The sequence below is a fragment of the Nocardioides coralli genome, from assembly GCF_019880385.1.
Classification (GTDB): Bacteria; Actinomycetota; Actinomycetes; order Propionibacteriales; family Nocardioidaceae; genus Nocardioides; species Nocardioides coralli.
This window is the reverse complement of the sequence record NZ_CP082273.1, coordinates 577,598-599,883: the sequence shown is the minus strand read 5'-3', so window position 1 is coordinate 599,883 and position 22,286 is coordinate 577,598. Positions and strand designations below refer to the sequence as shown.

20 protein-coding genes are annotated in these 22,286 nt (G+C 73.0%); 13 read left to right on the top strand and 7 right to left on the bottom strand.

Annotation, left to right across the window (positions count from 1 at the left end; genetic code table 11):
• Positions 1-103: 103 nt before the first annotated feature.
• Positions 104-2,983, bottom strand: coding sequence for a vitamin B12-dependent ribonucleotide reductase (locus K6T13_RS03015; protein ID WP_222896933.1), 2,880 nt, complete (start codon positions 2,981-2,983; stop codon positions 104-106).
• Between the two features lie 146 nt (positions 2,984-3,129).
• Complete coding sequence (gene nrdR / locus K6T13_RS03010) at positions 3,130-3,606, bottom strand: transcriptional regulator NrdR (RefSeq protein ID WP_222896929.1); 477 nt, start codon at positions 3,604-3,606, stop codon at positions 3,130-3,132.
• A 310-nt stretch (positions 3,607-3,916) separates the two neighbouring features.
• Here nrdR and K6T13_RS03005 point away from each other — a divergent pair, with 310 nt between their 5' ends.
• Complete coding sequence (locus K6T13_RS03005) at positions 3,917-4,270, top strand: hypothetical protein (RefSeq protein WP_222896924.1); 354 nt, start codon at positions 3,917-3,919, stop codon at positions 4,268-4,270.
• Positions 4,271-4,382: 112 nt separating this feature from the next.
• Complete coding sequence (locus K6T13_RS03000; protein WP_222896920.1) at positions 4,383-4,526, top strand: type IV toxin-antitoxin system AbiEi family antitoxin domain-containing protein; 144 nt, start codon at positions 4,383-4,385, stop codon at positions 4,524-4,526.
• Positions 4,527-4,569: 43 nt separating this feature from the next.
• Here the strand turns inward: K6T13_RS03000 and K6T13_RS02995 are convergent, their stop codons facing one another.
• The 3 genes from K6T13_RS02995 to K6T13_RS02985 all read right to left on the bottom strand — a co-directional run bounded on the left by K6T13_RS02995 (position 4,570) and on the right by K6T13_RS02985 (position 6,488).
• Positions 4,570-4,887 (bottom strand): GIY-YIG nuclease family protein, encoded by a 318-nt coding sequence (locus K6T13_RS02995; RefSeq protein ID WP_222896916.1) that lies wholly within the window; start codon positions 4,885-4,887, stop codon positions 4,570-4,572.
• Positions 4,888-5,163: 276 nt separating this feature from the next.
• Positions 5,164-5,517 carry a LysM peptidoglycan-binding domain-containing protein gene (locus tag K6T13_RS02990; protein WP_222896913.1) on the bottom strand — a complete coding sequence of 118 codons (354 nt, stop codon included), beginning with the start codon at positions 5,515-5,517 and terminating at the stop codon, positions 5,164-5,166.
• Positions 5,518-5,699: 182 nt separating this feature from the next.
• Positions 5,700-6,488: an SDR family NAD(P)-dependent oxidoreductase gene (locus K6T13_RS02985; RefSeq protein WP_222896911.1), complete on the bottom strand. Its 789-nt coding sequence runs from the start codon at positions 6,486-6,488 to the stop codon at positions 5,700-5,702.
• A gap of 139 nt (positions 6,489-6,627) precedes the next feature.
• Between K6T13_RS02985 and K6T13_RS02980 the strand changes: the two genes are divergently transcribed.
• The 4 genes from K6T13_RS02980 to lexA all read left to right on the top strand — a co-directional run bounded on the left by K6T13_RS02980 (position 6,628) and on the right by lexA (position 10,682).
• The gene (locus K6T13_RS02980; RefSeq protein ID WP_222896908.1) at positions 6,628-7,326 is read left to right on the top strand and encodes a DUF4386 family protein; all 699 of its coding nucleotides are present in this window, start codon (positions 6,628-6,630) and stop codon (positions 7,324-7,326) included.
• 14 nt (positions 7,327-7,340) lie between these two features.
• Positions 7,341-9,302 (top strand): sensor histidine kinase, encoded by a 1,962-nt coding sequence (locus K6T13_RS02975; RefSeq protein ID WP_222896905.1) that lies wholly within the window; start codon positions 7,341-7,343, stop codon positions 9,300-9,302.
• On the top strand, positions 9,299-9,904 hold the full coding sequence (locus tag K6T13_RS02970; RefSeq protein WP_222896897.1) for a response regulator: 606 nt from the start codon (positions 9,299-9,301) through the stop codon (positions 9,902-9,904). The genes K6T13_RS02975 and K6T13_RS02970 overlap by 4 nt, the downstream gene beginning before the upstream one ends.
• 64 nt (positions 9,905-9,968) lie before the next feature.
• Entirely contained in the window at positions 9,969-10,682 is a 714-nt protein-coding gene (gene lexA, locus K6T13_RS02965) for a transcriptional repressor LexA (protein WP_222896891.1), read from the top strand.
• Positions 10,683-10,744: 62 nt separating this feature from the next.
• Here the strand turns inward: lexA and K6T13_RS02960 are convergent, their stop codons facing one another.
• On the bottom strand, positions 10,745-11,194 hold the full coding sequence (locus K6T13_RS02960; RefSeq protein ID WP_222896883.1) for a hypothetical protein: 450 nt from the start codon (positions 11,192-11,194) through the stop codon (positions 10,745-10,747).
• A gap of 160 nt (positions 11,195-11,354) precedes the next feature.
• On the opposite strand from K6T13_RS02960, the gene K6T13_RS02955 reads away from it, so the two are divergent.
• The 7 genes from K6T13_RS02955 to K6T13_RS02925 all read left to right on the top strand — a co-directional run bounded on the left by K6T13_RS02955 (position 11,355) and on the right by K6T13_RS02925 (position 20,325).
• On the top strand, positions 11,355-12,518 hold the full coding sequence (locus K6T13_RS02955) for a sensor histidine kinase (protein ID WP_222896874.1): 1,164 nt from the start codon (positions 11,355-11,357) through the stop codon (positions 12,516-12,518).
• Positions 12,515-13,177: a response regulator gene (locus K6T13_RS02950; RefSeq protein ID WP_222896871.1), complete on the top strand. Its 663-nt coding sequence runs from the start codon at positions 12,515-12,517 to the stop codon at positions 13,175-13,177. Before K6T13_RS02955 ends, K6T13_RS02950 begins: the two co-directional genes overlap by 4 nt.
• 86 nt (positions 13,178-13,263) lie before the next feature.
• On the top strand, positions 13,264-14,931 hold the full coding sequence (locus tag K6T13_RS02945) for an alkaline phosphatase D family protein (RefSeq protein WP_249423907.1): 1,668 nt from the start codon (positions 13,264-13,266) through the stop codon (positions 14,929-14,931).
• The gene (locus K6T13_RS02940) at positions 14,928-16,637 is read left to right on the top strand and encodes an alkaline phosphatase D family protein (RefSeq protein WP_249423906.1); all 1,710 of its coding nucleotides are present in this window, start codon (positions 14,928-14,930) and stop codon (positions 16,635-16,637) included. Before K6T13_RS02945 ends, K6T13_RS02940 begins: the two co-directional genes overlap by 4 nt.
• Positions 16,634-17,881 (top strand): alkaline phosphatase family protein, encoded by a 1,248-nt coding sequence (locus tag K6T13_RS02935; RefSeq protein ID WP_249423905.1) that lies wholly within the window; start codon positions 16,634-16,636, stop codon positions 17,879-17,881. The genes K6T13_RS02940 and K6T13_RS02935 overlap by 4 nt, the downstream gene beginning before the upstream one ends.
• Positions 17,882-17,968: 87 nt before the next feature.
• Positions 17,969-19,603, top strand: coding sequence for an MXAN_6640 family putative metalloprotease (locus K6T13_RS02930; protein WP_222896865.1), 1,635 nt, complete (start codon positions 17,969-17,971; stop codon positions 19,601-19,603).
• 32 nt (positions 19,604-19,635) lie between these two features.
• Entirely contained in the window at positions 19,636-20,325 is a 690-nt protein-coding gene (locus K6T13_RS02925; RefSeq protein WP_222896861.1) for a lysoplasmalogenase, read from the top strand.
• Here the strand turns inward: K6T13_RS02925 and K6T13_RS02920 are convergent.
• The gene (locus K6T13_RS02920) at positions 20,312-22,285 is read right to left on the bottom strand and encodes an ATP-dependent DNA helicase (RefSeq protein ID WP_222896858.1); all 1,974 of its coding nucleotides are present in this window, start codon (positions 22,283-22,285) and stop codon (positions 20,312-20,314) included. The genes K6T13_RS02925 and K6T13_RS02920 overlap by 14 nt on opposite strands.
• Between the last annotated feature and the right edge of the window lies 1 nt (position 22,286).

The following is a 22,286-nucleotide window of genomic DNA, read 5'->3' as shown; positions in this document are numbered from 1 at the left end:
CTACGCCGCTACCGACGCGCTCACGCGCACCCTCCACAGGTGTCGCAACACCGATGTGGCGCCGATCGGTGTACCGCTCGGCGCCACATCGAATCGACGTCGATCAGCTGCAGCCGGAGGTGCTGCCGCAGCCCTCGCACACGTAGCAGGAGCCGGCGGGGCGCATCTTGGTGCCGCAGGTCATGCAGAGCGGGCTGTCGACGGCGTGGCCGGTGATCTGCTCGAGGAGCTCGGCGGAGGTGTGGGCCTCCTTGGTCTCGACAGGCTCGACCTCCGTGTGGGCGGTCTCGACAGGCTCGACCTCCGTGGTGGTCTCGACAGGCTCGACCGGCGTGGACTCCGGTGAGAGCAGCTCCGACGGCGAGCCGGTCTCTTCCTGGAGGGGCTCGTACGAGCCGGTCTCGAGGTAGCGCTGGCGCTCGTCGGCCGAGTAGATGCCGAGTGCCGAGCGCTTCTCGAAGGGCAGGTAGTCCAGCGCCAGGCGGCGGAAGATGTAGTCCATGATCGACTGGCTCATCCGCACGTCCGGGTCGTCGGTCAGACCGGCCGGCTCGAAGCGCAGGTTGGTGAACTTCGAGACGTAGGTCTCCAGCGGGACGCCGTACTGCAGCCCGATGCTGACCGCGATCGAGAAGGCGTCCATCACGCCGGCCAGGGTCGAGCCCTGCTTGCCCAGCTTGAGGAAGATCTCGCCCAGCTCGCCGTCGTCGTGGGCGCCGGAGGTCATGTAGCCCTCCGCACCGCCGACCGTGAAGCTCGTGGTCCGCGACACCCGCGACTTCGGCAGCCGCTTGCGAGTCGGGGCGTAGACGACCTTCTCGACGACCTTGGTGGCCTCCTCGACCTCCGACGCGGCGGCCTTGTCGGCGGCGTCCTTCTTCGCCTTGCCGCCACCGTCGGCCAGCGGCTGGCCCACCTTGCAGTTGTCGCGGTAGACGGCCGTCGCCTTGAGGCCGAGCTTCCACGACTGCAGGTAGATGTCCTCGATGTCCTCCACGGTCGCCGTCTCCGGCAGGTTGACCGTCTTGGAGATCGCGCCGGACAGGAACGGCTGGGCCGCCGCCATCATCCGCACGTGACCCATCGGCTTGAGCGCCCGGGCGCCCATCGCGGTGTCGAAGACCTCGTAGTGCTCGGTCTTCAGGCCCGGCGCGTCGATGACGTGGCCGTGCTCGGCGATGTAGTCGACGATCGCCTCGACCTTCTCCTCGTCGTAGCCCAGCTTCTTCAGGGCCCGCGGGATGGTCTGGTTGACGATCTGCATCGAGCCGCCACCGACCAGCTTCTTGAACTTCACCAGGCTGAAGTCGGGCTCGATCCCGGTGGTGTCGCAGTCCATCATGAAGCCGATGGTCCCGGTCGGCGCGAGCACCGAGGCCTGCGCGTTGCGGTAGCCGTTCTTCTCGCCGAGCTTGACGACCTTGTCCCAGGCCTTCGTGGCGAGCTTGTGGACCCGCTCGTCCTCGAGGTGGAGGGTGCGGACCGCGTCGTTGGCCGCCTGGTGCTTGCGCATCACCCGCTTGTGGGCCTCGGCGTTGCGGGCGTAGCCGGCGTACGGGCCGACGACCCCGGCGATCTCCGCCGAGCGGGCGTAGGACGCGCCGGTCATCAGCGAGGTGATCGCCGCCGCCATCGCGCGGCCGCCGTCGGAGTCGTAGCCCAGGCCCATCGCCATCAGCAGCGCGCCCAGGTTGGCGTAGCCGATGCCGAGCTGGCGGTAGTCACGCGTGGTGTCGCCGATCGGCTCGGTCGGGAAGTCCGCGAAGCAGATCGAGATGTCCATCGCCGTGATGATCAGCGTGACGGCCTTCTCGAACAGGGCGGCGTCGAAGGTGTCGTCGTCCTTGAGGAACTTCAGCAGGTTGAGGCTCGCCAGGTTGCACGAGGAGTTGTCGAGGCTCATGTACTCCGAGCACGGGTTGGACGCGGTGATCCGCCCGGTCTCGGGGTTGGTGTGCCAGTCGTTGATCGTGTCGTCGTACTGCAGCCCCGGGTCGGCGCAGGCCCAGGCGGCCTCGCTGATCTTCGTGAACAGCTCGCGGGCGTCGACGGTCTCGATGACCTCGCCGGTCTTGCGGGCCCGCAGCCCGAACTCGGTGCCCTCCTCGACCGCCCGCATGAACTCGTCGCTCACGCGGACCGAGTTGTTGGCGTTCTGGTACTGGACCGAGGTGATGTCGGCGCCGCCGAGGTCCATGTCGAACCCGGCGTCACGCAGCGCGCGGATCTTGTCCTCCTCGCGCGCCTTGGTCTCGACGAACTCCTCGATGTCGGGGTGGTCGACGTCGAGCACGACCATCTTGGCCGCCCGCCGCGTCGCGCCGCCGGACTTGATGGTCCCGGCCGAGGCGTCGGCACCGCGCATGAAGGAGACCGGGCCGCTGGCCGTACCGCCGCTGGAGAGCAGCTCCTTGGACGAGCGGATCCGCGACAGGTTGAGGCCGGCACCGGAGCCGCCCTTGAAGATGAACCCCTCCTCCTTGTACCAGTTGAGGATCGAGTCCATGGAGTCGTCGACGGAGAGGATGAAGCACGCGGACACCTGCTGGGGAGACTGGGTGCCGACGTTGAACCAGACCGGGGAGTTGAACGAGAAGTACTGGTGCACCAGCAGCCAGGTCAGCTCGTGCTCGAAGAGCTCGGCGTCGGCCTCGGAGGAGAAGTAGCCGTGGTCCTCGCCGCCCTTGCGGTAGGTCTTCACGACCCGGTCGATGAGCTGCTTGAGGCTCCACTCTCGCGCGTCGGTGCCGACCGCGCCGCGGAAGTACTTCGTGGTGACGATGGTGGAGGCGTTGACGCTCCAGAAGTCGGGGAACTCGACGCCCCGCTGCTCGAAGACCGTCTCGCCGGTCTTCCAGTTGGTCTGGACGACGTCGCGGCGCTCCCAGGTGATCTCGTCGTACGGGTGGACACCCTTGGTCGAGAAGACCCGCTCGATCTTCACCCCGGTGCTGGTGCCCGCGCCGCTCACGGTCTCCGTCATGTACTTCTCCCCTGTCGCTGGTGCTGTGTGTGCTGGTGCTCTTCTTGATGGTGGCCCGATCCACCGACACTGCTGGTGCTGCTGGTGTTTTGGTGGGGCCCGGCGTACCTGGCTTCCCCTCCACGCACGCCGGGCCCGGTCTCTGGTCAGCCCGAGGGCTGAGGTTGTGCCTCGCGCTCCATGCGGAGCATCGCGATCTCGGCCTCGAAGTCGTCGACGGACTCGAAGGCGCGGTAGACGCTCGCGAAGCGCAGGTAGGCGACCTCGTCGAGCTCGCGCAGCGGGCCCAGGATCGCCAGCCCCACCTCGTGGGCGGGGATCTCGGCGGCACCCGACAGCCGGAGCGCGTCCTCGACCTGCTGGCCCAGGCAGGCCAGCTCGTCCTCGGTCACCGGCCGGCCGTGACAGGCCTTGCGCACCCCGCGCACCGCCTTGTCGCGGTTGAAGGGCTCGGTGGCACCCGAACGCTTGAGGACCGTCAGCTGCATCAGCTCCACGGTGGTGAAGCGCTTGCCGCAGTCCTCGGCGTTGCAGGTACGCCGGCGGCGGATCGCGCTGCCGTCCTCGGCGACCCGCGAGTCGACGACCCGGGTGTCGGTGTTCCGGCAGTACGGACAGTGCATCGCGGGCCTCCCTTCGGGGTCGCTCGAGACACCCTCGATGAGGGTGTAACGGCTGTGGATGTGTGGGTGTTTCCTGTGGAGTACGGCTGCTGTGCTGTGAGTCACACACCCGGCCCCTGTGAACTAGATGTGGAGAACCACAACGGTGTAACTACTAGATGTAGTGGTAACCGTACGTCGCGGGCGGAGGGCGCGCAAGCAGAACGCGGCAGATTGCCGAGAGGTTTTCGCAAAGTCTGCATCTGCGCAGGTCAGCGGCCTCTTGGCGGGTTCCGGGGCGGCGTGTCGGGGCATCGGACACAATGGCCCGGTGGCACAGCGGGGCAAACGGGTCGGGCCGAAGAAGAAGGCCAGGTTCCGCCCGACCCCGCTCCTGCTCGCCCTCGGCGTCACGCTCGGCGTGGTGGCCTGGGGCTACCTCGTCAAGGCCGCCATCGACTTCGGCGTCGAGGCCCGCAACGGCGACTCCGGCGCCTGGCTCTACCTCGGACTGGCCTGCCTCGGCGCGGTCGCCTGCCTGTTCATCGGCCTGCTCATGGTCGCCCGCCTGCTGCGGGTGCTCGGCATCACCCAGCCGTCCTCCGCGGCCGCCCCGCCGGCCGAGACCGAACCCCCGCGGCGGGCCTCCGGCGGCGGCGGCGGAGGCCGGCGGGCCGCTCGGTAGGGGCTTGTGCGGTCGATCGTGGTCGCCAGGTGACACCGATCGACCGCGTTGATCCACAGACCAGCGAGGTGGCCCTTACGACGGGTGACGGTCCGGTGCAGGGTGACCGGCCATGGACGAGCTCCGAGACCTGCTGGACCAGCAGTCAGGGGTGATCTCACGCGGGCAGGCCCGCGACTGCGGCCTGCGGGACCACGACATCCGCCGCCTCGTACGCCGCCGCGAGCTCGTCGTGCCGGCACCCTCCGGTGGTTGAGGTGCGAGGAGCGCCAGCGACGAGCCTCGAAACCCCCGGAGGTCTACGCCGACCCGTCCCCGTCCTCACCTCGGCGCGCGGACGGACGTCGGGCCAGCTCCGGAAGATCCGACCACCGCTCCTCGATGAGGGCGATTCGCTTGGCCCGGCTCCAGCCCTGGACCTGCTTCTCGAACCAGAACGCGTCGTCGATCCGCTCGAAGTAGCCGGACCACGCCAGTCGGACCGGGAGCCGGTCACGTCGTGAGGTGTAGCGCGAGCCCTCCCCTGACTCGTGCTGGGCTAGCCGTGCCGTGAGGTCGATGGTGCTCCCGACGTAGAAGGAGCCGTCAGCGCACTCGAGGATGTAAGTCCAGGCCATGTGGTGGGTCTGCCCGCCGACTCGTGGCCGAAGCCTGGGTCAGCGCGCCCTGTGGAGGACGTGGGAGGGCTCCGGGGGTTTCGAGGCTCGGGCCTTGGCGGCCCTCGCACCTCAACCACCGGAGTGGCGCGGCACGTCACCTGCCTCTCGAGTGCCGGGACGCCGCGAGGGGCGGGCCAGCGTGTGGCCCACCCCTCGTCTTCCCCGGCTCGCCGCCCGGGGGTCGAGGTCGGGCGGCGAAGTATTCAGTTGTGGGTCTGGGTTGGTCGGGACTGCTCAGCCGACCGGCACGCGGAGGCGGTCGCCGACCTGGATCACGCCGGACTCGAGGCCGTTGAGGCGCTGGATCTGGTGGATCGTGGCATTGACGTCGCCGTCGGTGGTCGCATCGGCGGCGAGGCCGAAGAGGGTGTCGCCCGGCTGGACCTGGACCACCTGGGTGGCCGGCTCGCCGCGCTGCTCGGAGGCGACCGAGCCCGCACCCCACACCATGCCGAGGACCAGCACCGCGAGCAGCCCGGTCGCGAAGACCACCAGCCGGCCGCGGCGCGTCAGCCGGACGGGCGCGGGGCGGGCGGGCCGGGTGGGGCGGCGTACGGGCATCGGGCGGGTGATCGTCATGGTGCTCATCGGGACCTCCTGGGGAAGCGGCGGTCAGCCTGTCGGTCGGTGTTCGGGTCGAAGCCTGACCGAGACCACTGACAAGCCCCCCGGCCGAGGGTCTCGATCAGACGTTCGATCGAACACGTGTACGAGAGTAGAGCAGGTGTTCGAACGAAAGCAAGGACCAGACGAACGCGTGTTCGACAGCGTCAGCGGGCGCGGCGGGCGATGGTGCGCCGGCCCTGCGCGGCCACCAGCCTCATCGCGTGCCGCGACAGCGACGGGGCGACGGCCGCGGTGCGCACGACTCCCCCGCGCCAGCGCGGCACCGAGAGCAGCACGCGACGCGAACCGAGCAGCGAGACCGCGTCGCGGGCGACCTCGTCGGCGGTGAGGACCACGCCGGAGTGGGCGATCCGGGAACCCAGCGAGTCGTGGGTGTGCCCCTCGGTGAGCATCGCGGTGTCGACGACGTCGGGGCACACGGCGTGCACCCGTACGTTGCGTGGCGTCTCGGCGTCGACCGAGGCGGTCAGCGAGACGACGCCGGCCTTGCTGGCGGCGTAGACCCCGAAGCCGGGGACCGGTCCGAGCCCGGCGAGGGAGGCCACGTTGACGATGTCGCCGCCGCCCTTGCCGAAGGCGCCGAGCGCGGCGCGCATCCCCCACATCGTGCCGAGCAGGTTGACCTCGACCAGGCGGCGTACCTGCTCCTCGCTCTGCTCCGTCAGCCGGCCGTCGTCACCGACCCCCGCGTTGTTGAACCACGCCGTCAACGGCGCGTGGTGGAGGGCCGCCTGCGCCGCGGCCTCGTGGTCGGCGGGGTTGCGTACGTCGTGGGTCAGCCCCTCCTCGGCACCGATCTCGGCCGCGGTGTCGGCCGCCGCGGCGCCGTCGATGTCGGTGATGACCACCTGGTGACCACGGGCCACCAGGAGCTCGGCGATGGCGCGGCCGATCCCGCGGGCCCCGCCGGTGACCACGACGCTGCTGTCCATGGGGCGCGAGTCAACCAGACCCCGCTCCCGGGCCGACCGGGAGATCTTCCCGGCCGGTCCGGGAACGGGCCCGATGTGCCGGCGCGCCCGGCGCCGCACGCTCGGGGCATCGACCACACCGCACCTCGAGGAGGACCCCATGACCGCCGTACCCCGCCGCCTGTGGCAGATCGCCGGAGCGCTCGCCCTCGTCCACGTGGCCCTGATCCCGGTGGGCATCGCCCTCCAGGGCGGGCCGCTGTTCGCCGACGGCCGTGAGGGCATCGTCGACTCGTACGCCGAGGGCGACCTGACCCGGTCGTTCACCGGCGGCATGCTGGAGGCCGTCGGCTTCGTGCTCCTCCTGGCCGTCCTGGTCTTCCTCGGCCAGGTGCTGGGCCGCAGCACCGCCGGCGGCCGCTGGGCGGCGCAGACCGGCACCGTCTGCGGCCTCGCCTACGTCGCCGTCACGTTCGCGGTCGGCTTCCCCGCCGGCGCCGCCGCCATGTACGGGGTGCAGCACGGGCTCGACGTCGACGCCGCGTTCGCGATCAACAACGTCCGGCTCTTCGGCTACTTCCTGTCGCTGATGCTGCTCGGCGCCAGCACCCTCGGCTTCGCCGCGGCCGCGCTCGCCGAGCGCGTGCACCCGCGCTGGATCGGCTGGTTCGGCCTGGCGACCGGCGCCCTCCTGGTCGCCTCCACCCCGCTGGCCGGGGTGGGGCACCAGGACTGGGGGACCCTGGTCTGGATGGTCTGGTTCGCCGGCGTCGGCGTGCTGATGATCCGCCACCGCGAGCCGGCCACCACCGCCGCCGCAGATCGCTCCCCCACCGGCGTCGTCGTCGGGCACTCTTGACCCGAGGTGAGGCGATGCGCGGGATCCGGGTCGTGGCGGTGGTGCTGCTGGCCGCCCTCGCGGTCGCGGGCGGCGTCGTCGCCCTCGCCGCCACCGACACCCGCAGCGCCTACGACGGGCTCGCGATCGTCCTCGCCCTGACGGCGTACGCCGCCGTCGCCGTCGCCATCGAGCTCGCCCGGCCGGGACACCCGGTCGGGCGGCTCGTGCTCGTCGGCGCCCTCCTCTGGGGCGTCGGCGAGGGGCTGCTGGCCCTGGGCCTGGCCGGTCTCGAGACCGGTCTCGGCGCCCCGGGCGCGGCCCTGGCGGGCGTGCTCGGCACGGCTTGCCGGGGAGCGGGCTGGCTGCTGCTCGTCCTGGGGCTGCCGCTGCTGTTCCCCGACGGCCGGCCCCCGGGACCCAGGTCGGTCGGGCTCGTCGCAGGATCGATCGCCGCCTTCACGCTCGCCACGCTGGTAGCCCCGACGCCGCTGGAGTCGCGGCTGGACGGGGTCGACAACCCCATCGGCGTACCGGAGTCGGCCCGGGTCGCCGCCGACCTGCTCGCGATCGGCTCGCTCCTGGCGACGTTCGTCGCGCTGGTGGTGGTCGTCCGGTCGCTGGTGGTCCGCTGGCGCACCGGCGCCGAGCTGGAGCGGCAGCAGGTGGCGATCTTCGGCGCCGCGTTCTCGCTGCCGCTGCTCCTGCTGCCCGTGATCTCGACGCCGTGGGCGGCGCCGTGGATGTTCGCGCTGGTGTTGATCCCGACCCCGGTCGCGGTCGGGGTCGCGATGTTCCAGCGCCGGCTCTACGACGTGCAGCGCGCCGCCAACCGCACCCTCACCTACGTCGCGCTCTCGGTCGTCCTCGCCGGGGTGTACGCCGCCGTGGTCGCGGGCGTCGGCGTGGTGCTCGACGACCGGGGGGCTACCTGGCTTCCCTGGGCGGGGGCGGGCGTCGTCGCCGTGGCCTTCGCGCCGGTGCGTGACTGGCTGCAGCAGGGCGTCAACCGGCTGACCTACGGCCGGTGGTCGACACCGGCCGAGGTGCTCGCGGACACCGGACGCCGGCTCGCGGACGCCGCCGACGCGCCGACGCTGCTGCGGTCGCTCACCGACGAGCTCGTGACCGGGCTCGGTCTGGCCCGCGCCGAGATCCACGACGCGTCCGGGCGGGTGCTCGCCGCGTCCGGCCAGCCGGTCGCCACGACCGGGTCGGTACCGCTCACGGCGTACGGCCAGGGCGTGGGGTCGCTCCGCTGGGCTGGGTCGCCGCTGCGGCCGGTGCACCGCTCGCTGCTCCTCGACCTGGCCCACCAGGTCGGCGCCACCGTCCACACCGCCGGCCTCGTCGACTCCCTGCGCCACGCCCGCGAACAGCTGGTGCTCGGCCGCGAGCAGGAGCGCCGGCGGCTGCGCCGCGACCTCCACGACGGGCTGGGCCCCTCCCTCGCCGGGCTCGGGCTGCACGTCGACGCGGCCGCGAACCTGCTCGCCGCCGGGCAATCGCCCGACACCCAGCTCCAGCTGCTGCGCGAGGGCCTGGGCCACACCGTCGCGGAGGTACGCCGGGTGGTCGAGGGCCTCCGGCCGCCGGCGGTCGACGACCTGGGACTGTCCGGGGCGATCGCGGAGCTGGGCCGCGAGCTCACCGGTGGCGCGGGGCTCGACCTGGCGCTCGAGCTGCCCGAGGACCGACCCGCCCTGCCGGCCGCGGTCGAGGTCGCGGCGTACCGCGTCGCCCAGGAGGCGCTCACCAACGTGGTCCGCCACGCCCACGCGGAGCACTGCCGGGTGCGCGTGTGCGTCGAGGCGGCCGAGCTCGTCCTCACCGTCGCCGACGACGGGCACGGCGGGGCGGCGCCCGGCCGGGGTGTCGGGCTGGGCAGCATGGCCGAGCGGGCGCAGGAGATCGGAGGCAGCGTGCAGGTGACCAGCGACACCGCCGGGACGACCGTGGTCGCCCGCTTCCCGGTCCACGAGGCGGTGGGCCCGTGATCGGGGTCCTCGTCGTCGACGACCACCCGCTGTTCCGCAGCGGGCTCGCCGGCCTGCTCGCCACCGTGCCGGACGTCGAGGTCGTCGGCGAGGCGGCCGACGGCGACGCCGCCGTCGCGCAGGCGGTCGCGCTCCGGCCCGACGTGGTGCTGATGGACCTCAACCTGCCGGGTACGCCGGGGCTGGAGGCGACCCGTCGCATCGGCGAGGCCGCGCCGGAGTGTGCGGTGCTCGTGCTGACGATGGTCGCCGACGACGCCAGCGTGGTCGCGGCGCTCCGGGTCGGCGCCCGCGGCTACCTGCGCAAGGAAGCCGGTCAGGACGAGGTGCTGGCCGCGATCCGCACCGTGGCCGCCGGCGGCGCGGTGCTCGGGCCCGGCGTCGCCACCCGGTTGGCCACCGGCGGTGGCCTCGCCGAGACCCTCACGCCCCGCGAGTCGGAGGTGCTCGCCCTGCTCGGCCGCGGGCTCGGCAACGGCGAGATCGCCCGCGAGCTCGGGGTCAGCCTCAAGACGGTCCAGAACCACGTGTCGGCGGTGCTCGGCAAGCTGCAGGTGCGCGACCGGACGCAGGCGGCGTTCCGCGCCCGCGGGCTGGAGTGACCGAGCCGACACGCCGTTCGAACAGGTGTTTGAAGTCCGGGCGGCGGCGTGGCACGCTGCCCTCATGCCGCAGAAGAAGGTCTCGGAGCTGCCCGACGGCCCGCCCGACGCCACCGGGCTCACCCCCCGGCAGCAGAAGGTGCTGGCCACCATCAAGGACTCGATCGAGAAGCGGGGCTACCCGCCCAGCATGCGCGAGATCGGTGAGGCCGTGGGGCTGACCAGCTCCAGCAGCGTCGCCCACCAGCTCAAGACGCTGGAGGAGAAGGGCTTCATCCGCCGCGACCCCAAGCGGCCGCGCGCGCTCGAGGTGTTCCTGCCCGAGGTGATGGCCGCCCGGCGCAGCCTCGGCGGCTTCGAGGAGAGCTCGGTTGACGAGACCGGCATCGGCGACGCCGCCCCGACCGCCACCAACGTGCCGGTGGTCGGCCGGATCGCGGCCGGTGGCCCGATCCTGGCCGAGGAGCGCGTCGAGGACGTCTTCCCGCTGCCCAAGCAGCTCGTCGGCGAGGGCCAGCTGTTCCTGCTCGAGGTCTCCGGTGACTCGATGGTCGACGCCGCGATCTGCCACGGCGACTACGTCGTGATCCGTCAGCAGCCCACCGCCGACAACGGCGACATCGTGGCCGCGATGATCGACGGCGAGGCCACCGTCAAGACGTTCCAGAAGAAGGGCGGCCAGGTCTGGCTGCTCCCCCACAACGAGGCCTACGAGCCGATCGACGGCACCCACGCCACGATCCTCGGCAAGGTCACGGCGGTGCTCCGCCGGGTCTGACGCAGCGCACCTCGACGCCCGGTCCGGCTCCCCCATGGTCGGACCGGGCGTCGCTGCGTCTCTCAGCCGGGCAGCCCGGCCATCCCCTGCAGGCCCTCGCTGACGTAGATCCAGCCGTAGAAGAGGACCGCGAGCGTGCTCAGCACCAACCCGGCGATCGCCGTGCCCGCGCCCTCCCGGGAACGTCGGCCGGCGTTCCCGAGCACCATGGCCGCGACACCGAGCACGAGCGGCAAGCCGCTCCAGAACGCCGGAACGACCACGAGCGCGGCGAGCACGGCCAGCACCAGCGCCGCTCCTCCCTGGCTGTCCCGTCGCAGCGCCCGCGGCACGACCAGGCCGTAGACGATCGCGCCGGCGACGACGATGACAGGCGCGACGGTCGCGACCTCGGCCCAGTCGTGGGCGAAGAGCGTGGTCAGGGTGAGCGCGACGGCACAGGTGGCGGCGCCGATTCCGGCGACGGTGCCGGTCGTGATGGTGGTGCTCGGGGTGCGGGTCAGGGTGGTCATGGTGGGTCCTCTCGTCCGGAGCTGGTTGCACAGCAGTCTTCGGCGTCGGGCACTAGCGGGTCGTCACGCTGCGGAGTGGTTGTCGGGCACGGCCCGGGTGACCCGCAGGTCATCCTCGGGAGTGACTCCCGGGTGGCCCGGCTGGCCCTACCGTGGCGTCATGGACCTGCGCTCCGCCCGCGAGAGGTACGGCGACGCCGTCCTCGCCGTGGTCCTGGCGATGATCGCCGTCGCGGAGGTGGTCGCCTGGGTCGAGGCCGGCCTGGCCACCGCCGTGCTGTGGGCGCTGGTCATGACGCTGCCGCTGGCCCTGCGCCGCCGCAGCCCGCTGGCGTCGTTCGTGCTCGTGATGCTGGGTCTGAACCTGCTGACGGTCGCGCAGCCGGGCTTCGACAACGACTCCTCCGCCCTGGTGATCGCCTTCTTCGTCTCCCTCTACTCACTGGGTCGGCACGCCCGCGGGGTCGAGGCCTGGCTCGGCGGCGTGGCGCTGCTGGTCGTGATGGCGAGGTTCGTGCAGAGCGAGGGTGGGTGGCAGCAGACCGACCTCGGCGACATCGCGTTCCTGCTCGGCTTCGTGGGGGCACCGTGGGCGGCCGGCTTCACGCTGCGACTGCGGCAGGACCGTGAGGCCCAGCTCAACGCGGAGAACGAGGCGCTCCGCCGGGAGCAGGAGCAGGCGGTCGCCGAGGAGCGGGCGCGGATCGCCCGCGAGCTCCACGACGTGGTCGCCCACGCCATCTCGGTCACCGTGCTCCAGGCCCGCGGCGCACGCCGGGCGATGGACGCCGACCCCGAAGCGGTACGCCGGGCCCTGGACGCGATCGAGCAGACCAACGCCGCCGCGCTGGGCGACATGCGCCGACTGCTCGCCGTCCTCCGCGACACCGAGCCCGACGGCTTGCACACCGCCGACGGCGACCGGGCGCCGCAGCCCTCGCTGGCCCACCTCGACCGGCTCGTCGACCACGTCCGCGACAGCGGCGTACCCGTCGACGTCGAGGTCACCGGCACCCGGCGCGACCTGCCGCCCGGCGTCGACCTCTCGGCCTACCGGATCGTCCAGGAGGCGCTGACCAACGTGCTCAAGCACGCCGCCGACGCGCGGGCCACCGTGCGGCTCGACTACTCCGCGGACGAGCTGGTCGTCACCGTGTCCGACGACGGCATCCCCGGCCCGCTCGGGGCCCCCCGCGGCGGCCACGGCCTGATCGGGATCCGCGAGCGCGTCTCGGTGGTCGGGGGCGCCGTCGAGGCCGGGCCCGGACCCGACGGCGGGTACCGGATCCGGGCCCGCCTGCCCTACGCACTGGAGCTCACGTGACCGACCCCGCGACGATCCGGGTGCTGCTGGCCGACGACCAGCCGCTGGTGCGCACCGGCCTGCGGATGATCCTCGGCACCGAGCCCGACCTCGAGGTGGTCGGCGAGGCCGCCGACGGTCGGGCCGCGATCGACGCCTGTGCCGAGCTCGCCCCCGACGTCGTCCTCATGGACGTCCGGATGCCCGGCGTCGACGGCATCGAGGCGACCCGCGCCGTCACCGCGCTCCCCGACCCGCCCCGGGTCCTGGTGCTGACGACCTTCGACCTCGACGAAGTGGTGTACGACGCGCTGCGGGCCGGTGCCAGCGGCTTCCTGCTCAAGGACGCGCCCGAGGAGCGGCTCGTGACCGCGATCCGGGTCGTGGCCGAGGGTGGCTCGCTCTTCGCGCCGTCGGTCACCCGGCGCCTCATCGCGGAGTTCTCCCAGCGGGCCCCGCGCAGCACGGTCGACCTGGGCGCCCTGACCGAGCGGGAGCAGGAGGTGCTGCGGCTGGTCGCCCGGGGCCGTTCCAACGCCGAGATCGCCGGCGAGCTGTTCGTCTCCGAGAACACCGTGAAGACCCACGTCGCCCGGGTGCTGATGAAGCTCGGCGTCCGCGACCGCGTGCAGGCGGTCGTGCTCGCCTACGAGTCCGGGCTGGTGCGGCCCGCGACGTAGCCGCCCGCGTGAATGCGCCGTGAACGGTCGGTGACGTCGTCAGCGTCACGCGTCACCGGGCAGCCGGCCCGTCGTTGGAACCTCACGTGAGCACTCCCGCCCTGCCCCGCCGCACCGTCCTCGCGACCGGCGCGACCGCCGCCGGCGTCTCGGCCGTCGGCCTGCCCACGACCGCCGCGGCCCGTCGCGGCGGCCGCCGCGACCGCGTCTTCGCCCACGGTGTCGCCTCCGGCGACCCGCTCCCCGACGCCGTCCTGATCTGGACCCGCGTCACCCCGACCGCGCAGGCCACCCCCGGCAGCGGCCGCGGCCCGCGGATCGAGGTCGGCTGGGAGGTCGCCACCGACCCGAGGTTCCGCGACGTCGTCCGCAGCGGCACGTTCGCCACTGGCCGGGGCCGCGACCACACCGTCAAGGTCGACGTGACCGGGCTCGACCCCGACACCTGGTACTTCTACCGGTTCACCTGGGACGGCGTGCGCAGCCCGGTCGGCCGCACCCGCACCGCCCCGGCCGACGGCGCCGCGGCCGAGCGGCTCCGGGTCGGCGTCGTCTCGTGCTCCCACTGGGAGGCGGGCCACTTCGCGGCGTACCGCCACCTCGCCGACCGAGACGACCTCGATGCGGTGCTCCACCTCGGCGACTACCTCTACGAGTACGGCGCCGACGAGTCGGCCGTGCGCCAGCACCACCCGGCCCACGAGATCGTCAGCCTCGGCGACTACCGGCAGCGCCACGCGCTGCACAAGAGCGACCCGCACCTCGCGGCCCTGCACGCCCGGGTGCCGTTCGTGGTGACCTGGGACGACCACGAGGTCACCAACGACAGCTGGAAGGACGGCGCCGAGAACCACGACGAGGGCGAGGGTGGCTACCGGCGGCGTCGCGCCCGGGCCCACCGGGCCTACGACGAGTGGATGCCGGTGCGGATGAACGGCACCGCCGACCTGCGCGACGGGTCCCGGCTCTTCCGCCGGCTGCGCTGGGGGGCCCTCGCGGAGATCTCCATGCTCGACCTGCGGACCTACCGGGACAAGATGGTCGAGACCGCAGCGCCGTTCCCGGCGCCGCAGGTGCAGGCCGAGGCCGACGACCCCGACCGCACCATCACCGGGGTGCAGCAGATGGCCTGGCTCAAGGACTCCGTCGTCCGCGACAGCGCCCAGTGGAAGCTGATCGGCAACTCGGTGATGATCGCGCCGCTGTCGATGGCGCAGCTGCCCGAGGACACCGTGAGGCTGATCGACCAGGTGACCGGCGAGCACCCCTCCGACGGGGCCCCCTTCAACACCGACCAGTGGGACGGCTACACCGCCGACCGCCGCGAGCTCTTCGCCCACATCGCCGACCACGAGGTCACCGACACCGTCTTCCTCACCGGCGACATCCACTCGGGCTGGGCCAGCGACCTGCCGCTGGACCCCGGCGCCTACCCGCTCGGCGGCACCGCCGGCGTGGAGTTCGTCTGCACCTCGGTGACCTCCGACAACATCGACGACATCACCGGCGCACCCCCGCGGACCGCCACCCGCGCGATCGAGGCCGGGCTGATGGCCAACAACCGGCACATCAAGTACGTCAACTTCGACGACCACGGCTACTCGGTGCTCGACGTCACCCCGGAGCGGGCACAGATGGACTACTTCGTCGTCGAGGACAAGACTGACCCCGACACCGGCGTGCACCACGACGCCTCGTGGTTCACCGCGGCCGGCTCGGGTGTCGTGACGTCAGCGGAGGGACCCGTCACGTGAGCACGCCTGTTCTGCCCCGTCGTACCGTCCTGGCCACGGGAGCCACCGCCGCGGGCGCCGCGGCCGTCGGGCTCCCCCACGGAGCCACCGCCGCGAGCGAACGCCGCCGCGACACCGTCTTCGCCCACGGCGTCGCCTCCGGCGACCCGCGGCCCCGCTCGGTCGTGATCTGGACCCGAGTCACCCCGACCGCCCAGGCCAGCCCCGGCAGCGGCCGCGGCCCCCGGGTTCAGGTGCTGTGGGAGGTGGCGACCGACCGGGCCTTCGCCAACGTCGTACGCCGCGGCAGCTTCGCCACCGGCCCCGGCCGCGACCACACCGTCAAGGTCGACGTCACCGGCCTGAAGCCGGCTCGCTGGTACCACTACCGCTTCACGTGGGACGGCGTGCACAGCCAGGTCGGCCGCACCCGGACCGCGCCCGGGCGACGCGCCAGGCCGGGCAACCTGCGCTTCGGCGTCGTCTCGTGCGCCAACCTGCAGGCCGGCTGGTTCAGCGTCTACCGCCACCTCGCCGACCGCGACGACCTGCACGGCGTGCTCCACCTCGGCGACTACCTCTACGAGTACGCGCCCGGCCAGTACGGCTACGGCAAGGACGACGAGGACGTCCGGCCGCACGACCCGCCGCGCGAGATGGTCTCGCTGTCGGACTACCGGCGGCGCCACGCCCAGTACAAGACCGACCCCGACGCGCAGCGGCTGCACGCGAAGTACCCCTGGATCATCACCTGGGACGACCACGAGGTCACCAACGACCAGTGGCGCGACGGCGCCGAGAACCACGACGCCAGCGAGGGGAGCTACCGGCGGCGCCGGGCCCGCGCCCACCGCGCCTTCGACGAGTGGATGCCGGTCCGGATGGACGGCACCGCCGACCTGCGCGACGGCACCCGGCTCTTCCGGCGGCTCGCCTTCGGCCGGCTCGCCGAGATCTCGATGCTCGACCTGCGGACCTACCGCGACAAGCAGGTCGAGCAGGCCGCCCCGCCGGCGCCCGAGCCGGACGGCGAGGTCAGCGACCCCGACCGGACCATCACCGGAGCGCCCCAGCGCCGCTGGCTGCTCGGCGCGCTGTCCCGCAAGCGCGCGCAGTGGAAGGTCGTCGGCAACCCGGTGATGATCGCGCCGGTCGACTTCGGGGACCTGCCCGACGAGGCGACCGGCCAGGTCAACGACGTCACCGGCCTGCTGCCCGAGGACGGCGCCCCCTACAACACCGACCAGTGGGACGGCTACACCGCCGACCGCGACCGGGTCTTCGGCTACATCCGCGACGACGGCATCACCGACGTGCTCTTCGTGACCGGCGACATCCACTCCGGCTGGGCGTGCGAGCTGCCCCTGGACGCCGGCACCTACGCCTACGAGGACCCCGACCGGCAGACCGCGGGTGTCGAGCTGGTGTGCAGCTCGGTGACCTCCAACAACCTCAAGGACATCACCGGTGACCCCTCGGGCGCGACGAGCGAGGGCATCGAGGAGTCGATCAAGGCCAACAACCGGCACGTCCGCTACCTGAACTTCGACGACCACGGGTTCTCCGTGCTCGACCTGACCGCCGAGAGGGCACAGATGGACTGGTTCATCCTCACCGGCGAGCGGAACGACCCCGCCGCCGGCATCGCCTGGGAGACGTCGTACCGCAGCCTGGCCGGCAGCAACCGGCTCGAGCAGGTCGACGAGCCGCTCGGGGGTGGCGCGTGAACGCCCGGCTGAGCCGCCGCGCCTTCGTCACCACCAGCGCGGGAGCGGTGTTCGCGACCGCCGCCCTGCCCGACGGGTACGCCGCCACGCCCGGCCCCCGCGGCCCGAAGCGCGCCTACGTGCTGGTGGTCGACGGCTGCCGACCCGACGAGATCACCCCGGTGCTCACCCCCACCCTGGCGGGGCTGCGCAACGGCGGGATGAACTTCCCGCGGGCCACGTCGTTGCCGGTGATGGAGACGATCCCCAACCACGTGATGATGATGACCGGGCTGCGGCCGGACCGCACCGGCGTCCCCGCCAACGCGATCTACGACCGCAGGCTCGGCGACACCCGCACCCTCGACCAGCCGCGTGACCTGCGCAGCAGCACGGTGATCCAGCGACTCAACAAGGCGGGGTTCACCACCGCGACCGTGCTCAGCAAGGACTACCTGGTCGGCATCTTCGGGAAGCGCGCCACCTACCGCTGGGTGCCCCAGGGCTACATCCCCGTCTCGGGCCACGTGCCGGACGCGGCCACCATGGACGCCACCCTGTCGATGATCGAGGACCACGACCCCAACATGGTCTTCGTCAACCTCGGCGACATCGACCGGATGGGCCACTCCGACGAGACCGGCCCGACCCCCGTGCAGGCGGCCCGCCGCGCCGCCCTCGCCGACACCGACGCGCAGGTGGCGCGCCTGGTCCAGGAGCTGCGGTCCAGCGGCCGGTGGGAGCACTCCCTCGTCGTGGTGCTCGCCGACCACTCGATGGACTGGTCCCTCCCCGACGCCCGGGTGGCGGTCGGACCCGCGCTCGAGGCCGACCCGCTGCTGGCCGGCAAGGTCGCCATCGCCGAGAACGGCGGCGCGGAGCTCCTCTACTGGCTCGGCCCCGACAGCGAGCGCGACGCGGCAGTCACGCGGATGCGGCGCGCCGCGCTGTCGGTCGACGGCGTGCTCCGGGCCCACCCCCGGACCCGCCGCTCGCTGCGGCTAGGCCCGGAGGCCGGCGACGTGGTCCTGTTCTGCGAGCCGGGCCGCCGGTTCAGCGAGGCGCCGCAGAACAACCCCATCCCCGGCAACCACGGCCACCCGGTCACCCGCCCCATCCCGTTCTTCCTCAGCGGCGGGCACCCGCGGGTGCCGCGGGGAAGCTCGCGGGGCAGGGCGCGGACGATGGACGTCGCCCCCACCCTGTCGCGGTTCTTCGGCGTCGGCGGGCCACGGGGCGGGTACGACGGCACCAGCCGGCTCTGAGCCACAAACCGCCGTTCGAGTGGCGCGGTGGCACCCGGCCCCGTACCGTCTGTGACGTCCTGTCACGACTCCCCCTCGGGACTCCCCTTGCGCGCTCCGATCGTCACGGTGCTGGCTGCCGTGCTGCTGGCCACCCCGCTCGCCCCGGGGGCCGTCGCCGACCCCGTCGGCAAGGGCGACCCCGCGACCGCCGGCCCGGTCGCCCGCGCGGAGGCCGAGGCGGCGCTCGACGCGGCGCTCGCCCTGGTCCCCGAGGACGCCGCCGCCCGGTCACGCTCGGCGGCGCCGACGCAGTCCGCCCTGGTGGGTCGGCAGGCCACGATGCTGCTCCACGAGGTGATGCGCACACGCGGCGACCTCGGCCCCGAGGACCGCGAGCGCGCCGACCGGCTGCTCGCCCGTCCGACGGGGAGCGGTGACCCCTACCTCGACTACGGGACCGCGCCGACCGCGTCGCACTGCGACGCCGTCATCTGTGTCCACTGGGTCACCGACGGCTCCAACCGCCACGCGCCGGACCTGACCGACAGCGGCGGCGTCGCCGGCGTCCCCGACGTCGTGGAGGAGACGCTGACGACCACGCGGCAGGTGCACGACACCTACACCGGCTCCGGCTACCGGCGGCCCGACCCCGACGGGACGAAGGGTGGCGGCTCCGACCTGGTCGACATCTACCTCGGCGACATCGGCGACCGGGGCATCTACGGCTACTGCACCAGCGATCAGCCGGACCCCGTCGAGGAACGCTGGAACCGGTGGGCCTACTGCGCCATCGACGAGGACTTCCGGCGAAGCCAGTTCCCCACCAACACCCCGCGCGAGAACCGGCAGGTCACCCTGGCGCACGAGTACTTCCACGCCGTCCAGTTCGCCTACGACGCCTTCGAGGACGGCTGGATCATGGAGGCCACGGCCACCTGGGCCGAGGAGCAGCTCTTCGACGGTGTCGACGACAACCGCTTCTACCTGAAGTACGGCCAGCTCCGGCAGCCGCGGCTGCCGCTCGACGAGTACGACGGCGGCCTGGCGCCCTACGGCCAGTGGATCTTCTTCGAGTACCTCACGCAGCGCTGGGACGCGACCGGTACCGGCACCCTGCCGACGATCATGCTCGACATCTGGGAGGAGCTCAGCGGGCGGGCCGGCGACCCCGACGCCTACTCCACGCAGGCGGTCCAGCGGGCGCTCAAGGACCGGGGCACCCACTTCACCGACGTCTACGGCGAGTTCGCGGCCGCCAACCGGCAGCCGTCCCGCAGCTACGAGGAGGGACGCGCGTCGGCGTACAAGAAGGCGCGGGTGACCACGTCGATGAAGCTCCGGCGCTCCAAGCGCGACAGCGGCCTGCGACGCACGACCCTGGACCACCTCACCCACCAGGCGGCCCGGTTCCGCACCGACGACACCACCGGCTCGGGCTGGAAGCTGCGCGTCGACGTCGACCTCGCGGGCCGCGCCAGCGCGCCGGTGGCGATCCTCATGATCAAGAAGACCAGCGGCGACGTGGTCTACCGGACGCTGAAGCTGTCGAAGCGCGGTGAGGGCACCGGCCGGGCACCGTTCCGCGCAGACTCCGTCAAGTTCGTGGAGCTGGTGCTGGTCAACGCCAGCCGCCGGACGAGCTGCTGGGACGGCGGCGGCTCCGCCGACTACGCCTGCCTCGGCAACCCGCGTGACGACTTCCGCAGGGCCTCCTACCGCGCCCGGGTCGTCCGCCGCTGACGCACCGGCCGCGGGAGCACTAGATTCCGGCCGTGCGCACCTCCACCCGCCTGACGCTGGCGTACGCCGGTCTCGCAGCCGTCGACAGCTGGCTCGCCGGGTCGCGCCGACCCGCCGCCCACCGGCTGCGGCGGGCCACCAAGCCGCTGCTGATGCCGACCCTGGCCGCCTCGCTGGCAACCGATCCCCGGGCGACCGGGTCGCCGCTGCGCACGACCACGCTGATCGCCCAGCTGGGCGGCTGGGGCGGTGACGTGGCGCTCCTCGGCGACCGGCCACGCGACTTCGAGCGGGGGTCGGCGTCGTTCGCGGTCGGTCATGTCGCCTACACGGCCGGTTTCCTGCGCCACCGCGACCCAGCAGGACGGCCGGGGCCGCGGCCGGTCGCGGCGCTCTGGCTCCTCACGGCCCCGGGGGTGGCGCACCTCGCGGCCCGCGAGGACCGCCGCCTGGGCTTCGTGCTGCTGGGCTACTCGTCGCTGCTCGCCGGGACCGTCGCCGCCAGCACCCAGCTCGACCGCTCGCTGCCGGCGTCGTCGCGACGGCTCAGCGTCGCCGGGGCCGCGCTCTTCATGACCTCGGACGCCGTGCTGGGTCTGCGTCGCTTCGTGCTCCGCGACGCGCCGCCCCGCAGCGAGACCGTCGTGATGGCGACCTACACCGCCGCCCAGCTGCTGCTCCGGCTCGGCGCCGCCCGCGCGGGTCGGGTCAGCCGGCGCTGAGCCGCGTCAGCGCGGCCCGGACGACCGCCGGGTCGGTGGTGGTCCACATCGGCGGCAGGCTGGCCCGCAGGAACGAGCCGTAGCGCGCGGTCACCAGCCGCGGGTCGAGCAGCGCGACCACGCCCTTGTCGGTGGTGGTGCGGATCAGGCGCCCCGAGCCCTGCGCGAGCAGCAGCGCCGCGTGGGTCGCGGAGACCTCCATGAACCCGTTGCGCCCCGCCTGGTCGGCGGCCCGGGCGCGCGCGGACATCAGCGGGTCGTCGGGCCGCGGGAAGGGGATCCGGTCGATGAGCACCAGCTGGCAGGTGTCGCCGGGGACGTCGAGCCCCTGCCACAGGCTCAGGGTCCCGAAGAGGCAGGTGTGGGGGTCGCCGACGAACTGCTTGGCCAGCTCGGGCAGCTGCGCCTCGCCCTGGGCGAGCGTCGTCAGGTGGGGCAGCCGCTCCCGCACGGCCGCGGCGGCCGCCTCCGCGCCGCGGCGGCTGGAGAACAGCCCGAGCGTCCGCCCCTCGGCGGCGTCGACCAGCTCGACGATCTCGTCGAGCTGGGCCGGCCCGAGGCCGTCGCGCCCGGGCGGCGGCAGGTGGCGGGCGACGTAGAGGATCGCCTGGCGGCCGTAGTCGAAGGGCGAGCCGACGTCGAGGCCGCGCCAGGGGACGACACCCTCACCCGGCTCGGCGCCCTCCTCGGCGGGCTTGAGCCCCAGCGAGGTCGCCACCGGCCCGAAGTCGCCGCCCAGCCGCAGCGTGGCGCTGGTGAACACCACCGTCTTGTCGGTGAGCAGCTTGTCGCGCATCGGCCCCCACACCTGCAGCGGGGCGACGTGGAGGCGCGACGGCACCCGCTCGCCGGCCTCGGAGAGCCACAGCACGTCGCCGTCGCTGTCGGCGGCCATCCGCTCCGCCGTGGTGAAGACCTCCTGCACCGAGCCGCGGGCCTGCTGGCGCCCGGCGTCACCCTCGGCGTCGTCGCTCTCGCGGGGATAGGCCGACAGGCAGGCGCGGGCCGCGTCGCGCACCAGCACCAGCGCGTCGGACAGCTGCTGCGGGACGGTGTCGAACCGCCCCGGCGAGGCCTCCGCGATCGCCGCCGCCAGCGCGTCGCCGGCATCGCCCAGGTCGTCGGCCTCGGAGCCGTCGACGTAGCGCTGTGAGCGTCGGGCCGCCCGGTCGACGTCGGACGGCGCCAGCTCGTCGGTCGCCGCCTGCGTGATCCGCGAGACGACCTCGTGGGCCTCGTCGACGACCACCACGTCGTAGTCGGGGATCATCGGCACCCCCTCGATCGCGTCGATCGCGAGCAGCGAGTGGTTGGTGACGACGAGGTGGCTGCGGTGGGCCTGCTCGCGGGCCAGCTCGACGAAGCACTCCTGCCCGAAGGGGCACCGGGCCGCGCCGAGGCAGTCGCGGTGGCCGACGCTGACCTGCCGCCACTCGCGGTCGGTGTGGCGGGGTGCCGCGTCGCGCTCGCCGCTGCCGCCGTTCTCGGCCTGCTCCTCGGCCCACGCCCGCAGCTCGAGCACCTTCTGGGCCATCGACCCCTGGGGCACGTCGACCAGGGCGCCCTGGTCGTCGGGAACGCCCTCCCGGATCCGGTGGAGGCAGGCGTAGTTGGAGCGGCCCTTGAGCACGGCGTGGCTGGTGTCGACGTCGGGGTCGACCTCGGCCACCGCCTCGACGAGCCGCGGGATGTCGCGCTCGACGAGCTGGTGCTGGAGCGCGAGCGTGGCCGTCGCCACCACCACGCGGTCGCCGTGGAGCAGGCTCGGCACCAGGTAGCCGAGGGACTTGCCGGTGCCGGTGCCGGCCTGGACGAGCAGGTGCTCACCACCGGCCATCGCCGACGCCACGGCCTCGGCCATCTGCACCTGCCCGGGCCGCTCCTGACCACCCAGCGCGGCGACCGCGGCACCCAGCAGGCCTCCGACGGTGGTCGGCGTCTGGGTCTCGGTCTCCGGCACC

What these genes read in the sequence shown, in the direction of transcription:
- K6T13_RS03015 (WP_222896933.1), bottom strand. Translation starts at nt 2,983, where the DNA reads ATGACGGAGACCGTGAGCGGCGCGGGCACCAGCACCGGGGTGAAGATC.
- nrdR (WP_222896929.1), bottom strand. Translation starts at nt 3,606, where the DNA reads ATGCACTGTCCGTACTGCCGGAACACCGACACCCGGGTCGTCGACTCG.
- K6T13_RS03000 (WP_222896920.1), top strand. Translation starts at nt 4,383, where the DNA reads ATGGACGAGCTCCGAGACCTGCTGGACCAGCAGTCAGGGGTGATCTCA.
- K6T13_RS02995 (WP_222896916.1), bottom strand. Translation starts at nt 4,887, where the DNA reads ATGGCCTGGACTTACATCCTCGAGTGCGCTGACGGCTCCTTCTACGTC.
- K6T13_RS02990 (WP_222896913.1), bottom strand. Translation starts at nt 5,517, where the DNA reads ATGAGCACCATGACGATCACCCGCCCGATGCCCGTACGCCGCCCCACC.
- K6T13_RS02985 (WP_222896911.1), bottom strand. Translation starts at nt 6,488, where the DNA reads ATGGACAGCAGCGTCGTGGTCACCGGCGGGGCCCGCGGGATCGGCCGC.
- K6T13_RS02980 (WP_222896908.1), top strand. Translation starts at nt 6,628, where the DNA reads ATGACCGCCGTACCCCGCCGCCTGTGGCAGATCGCCGGAGCGCTCGCC.
- K6T13_RS02975 (WP_222896905.1), top strand. Translation starts at nt 7,341, where the DNA reads ATGCGCGGGATCCGGGTCGTGGCGGTGGTGCTGCTGGCCGCCCTCGCG.
- lexA (WP_222896891.1), top strand. Translation starts at nt 9,969, where the DNA reads ATGCCGCAGAAGAAGGTCTCGGAGCTGCCCGACGGCCCGCCCGACGCC.
- K6T13_RS02960 (WP_222896883.1), bottom strand. Translation starts at nt 11,194, where the DNA reads ATGACCACCCTGACCCGCACCCCGAGCACCACCATCACGACCGGCACC.
- K6T13_RS02955 (WP_222896874.1), top strand. Translation starts at nt 11,355, where the DNA reads ATGGACCTGCGCTCCGCCCGCGAGAGGTACGGCGACGCCGTCCTCGCC.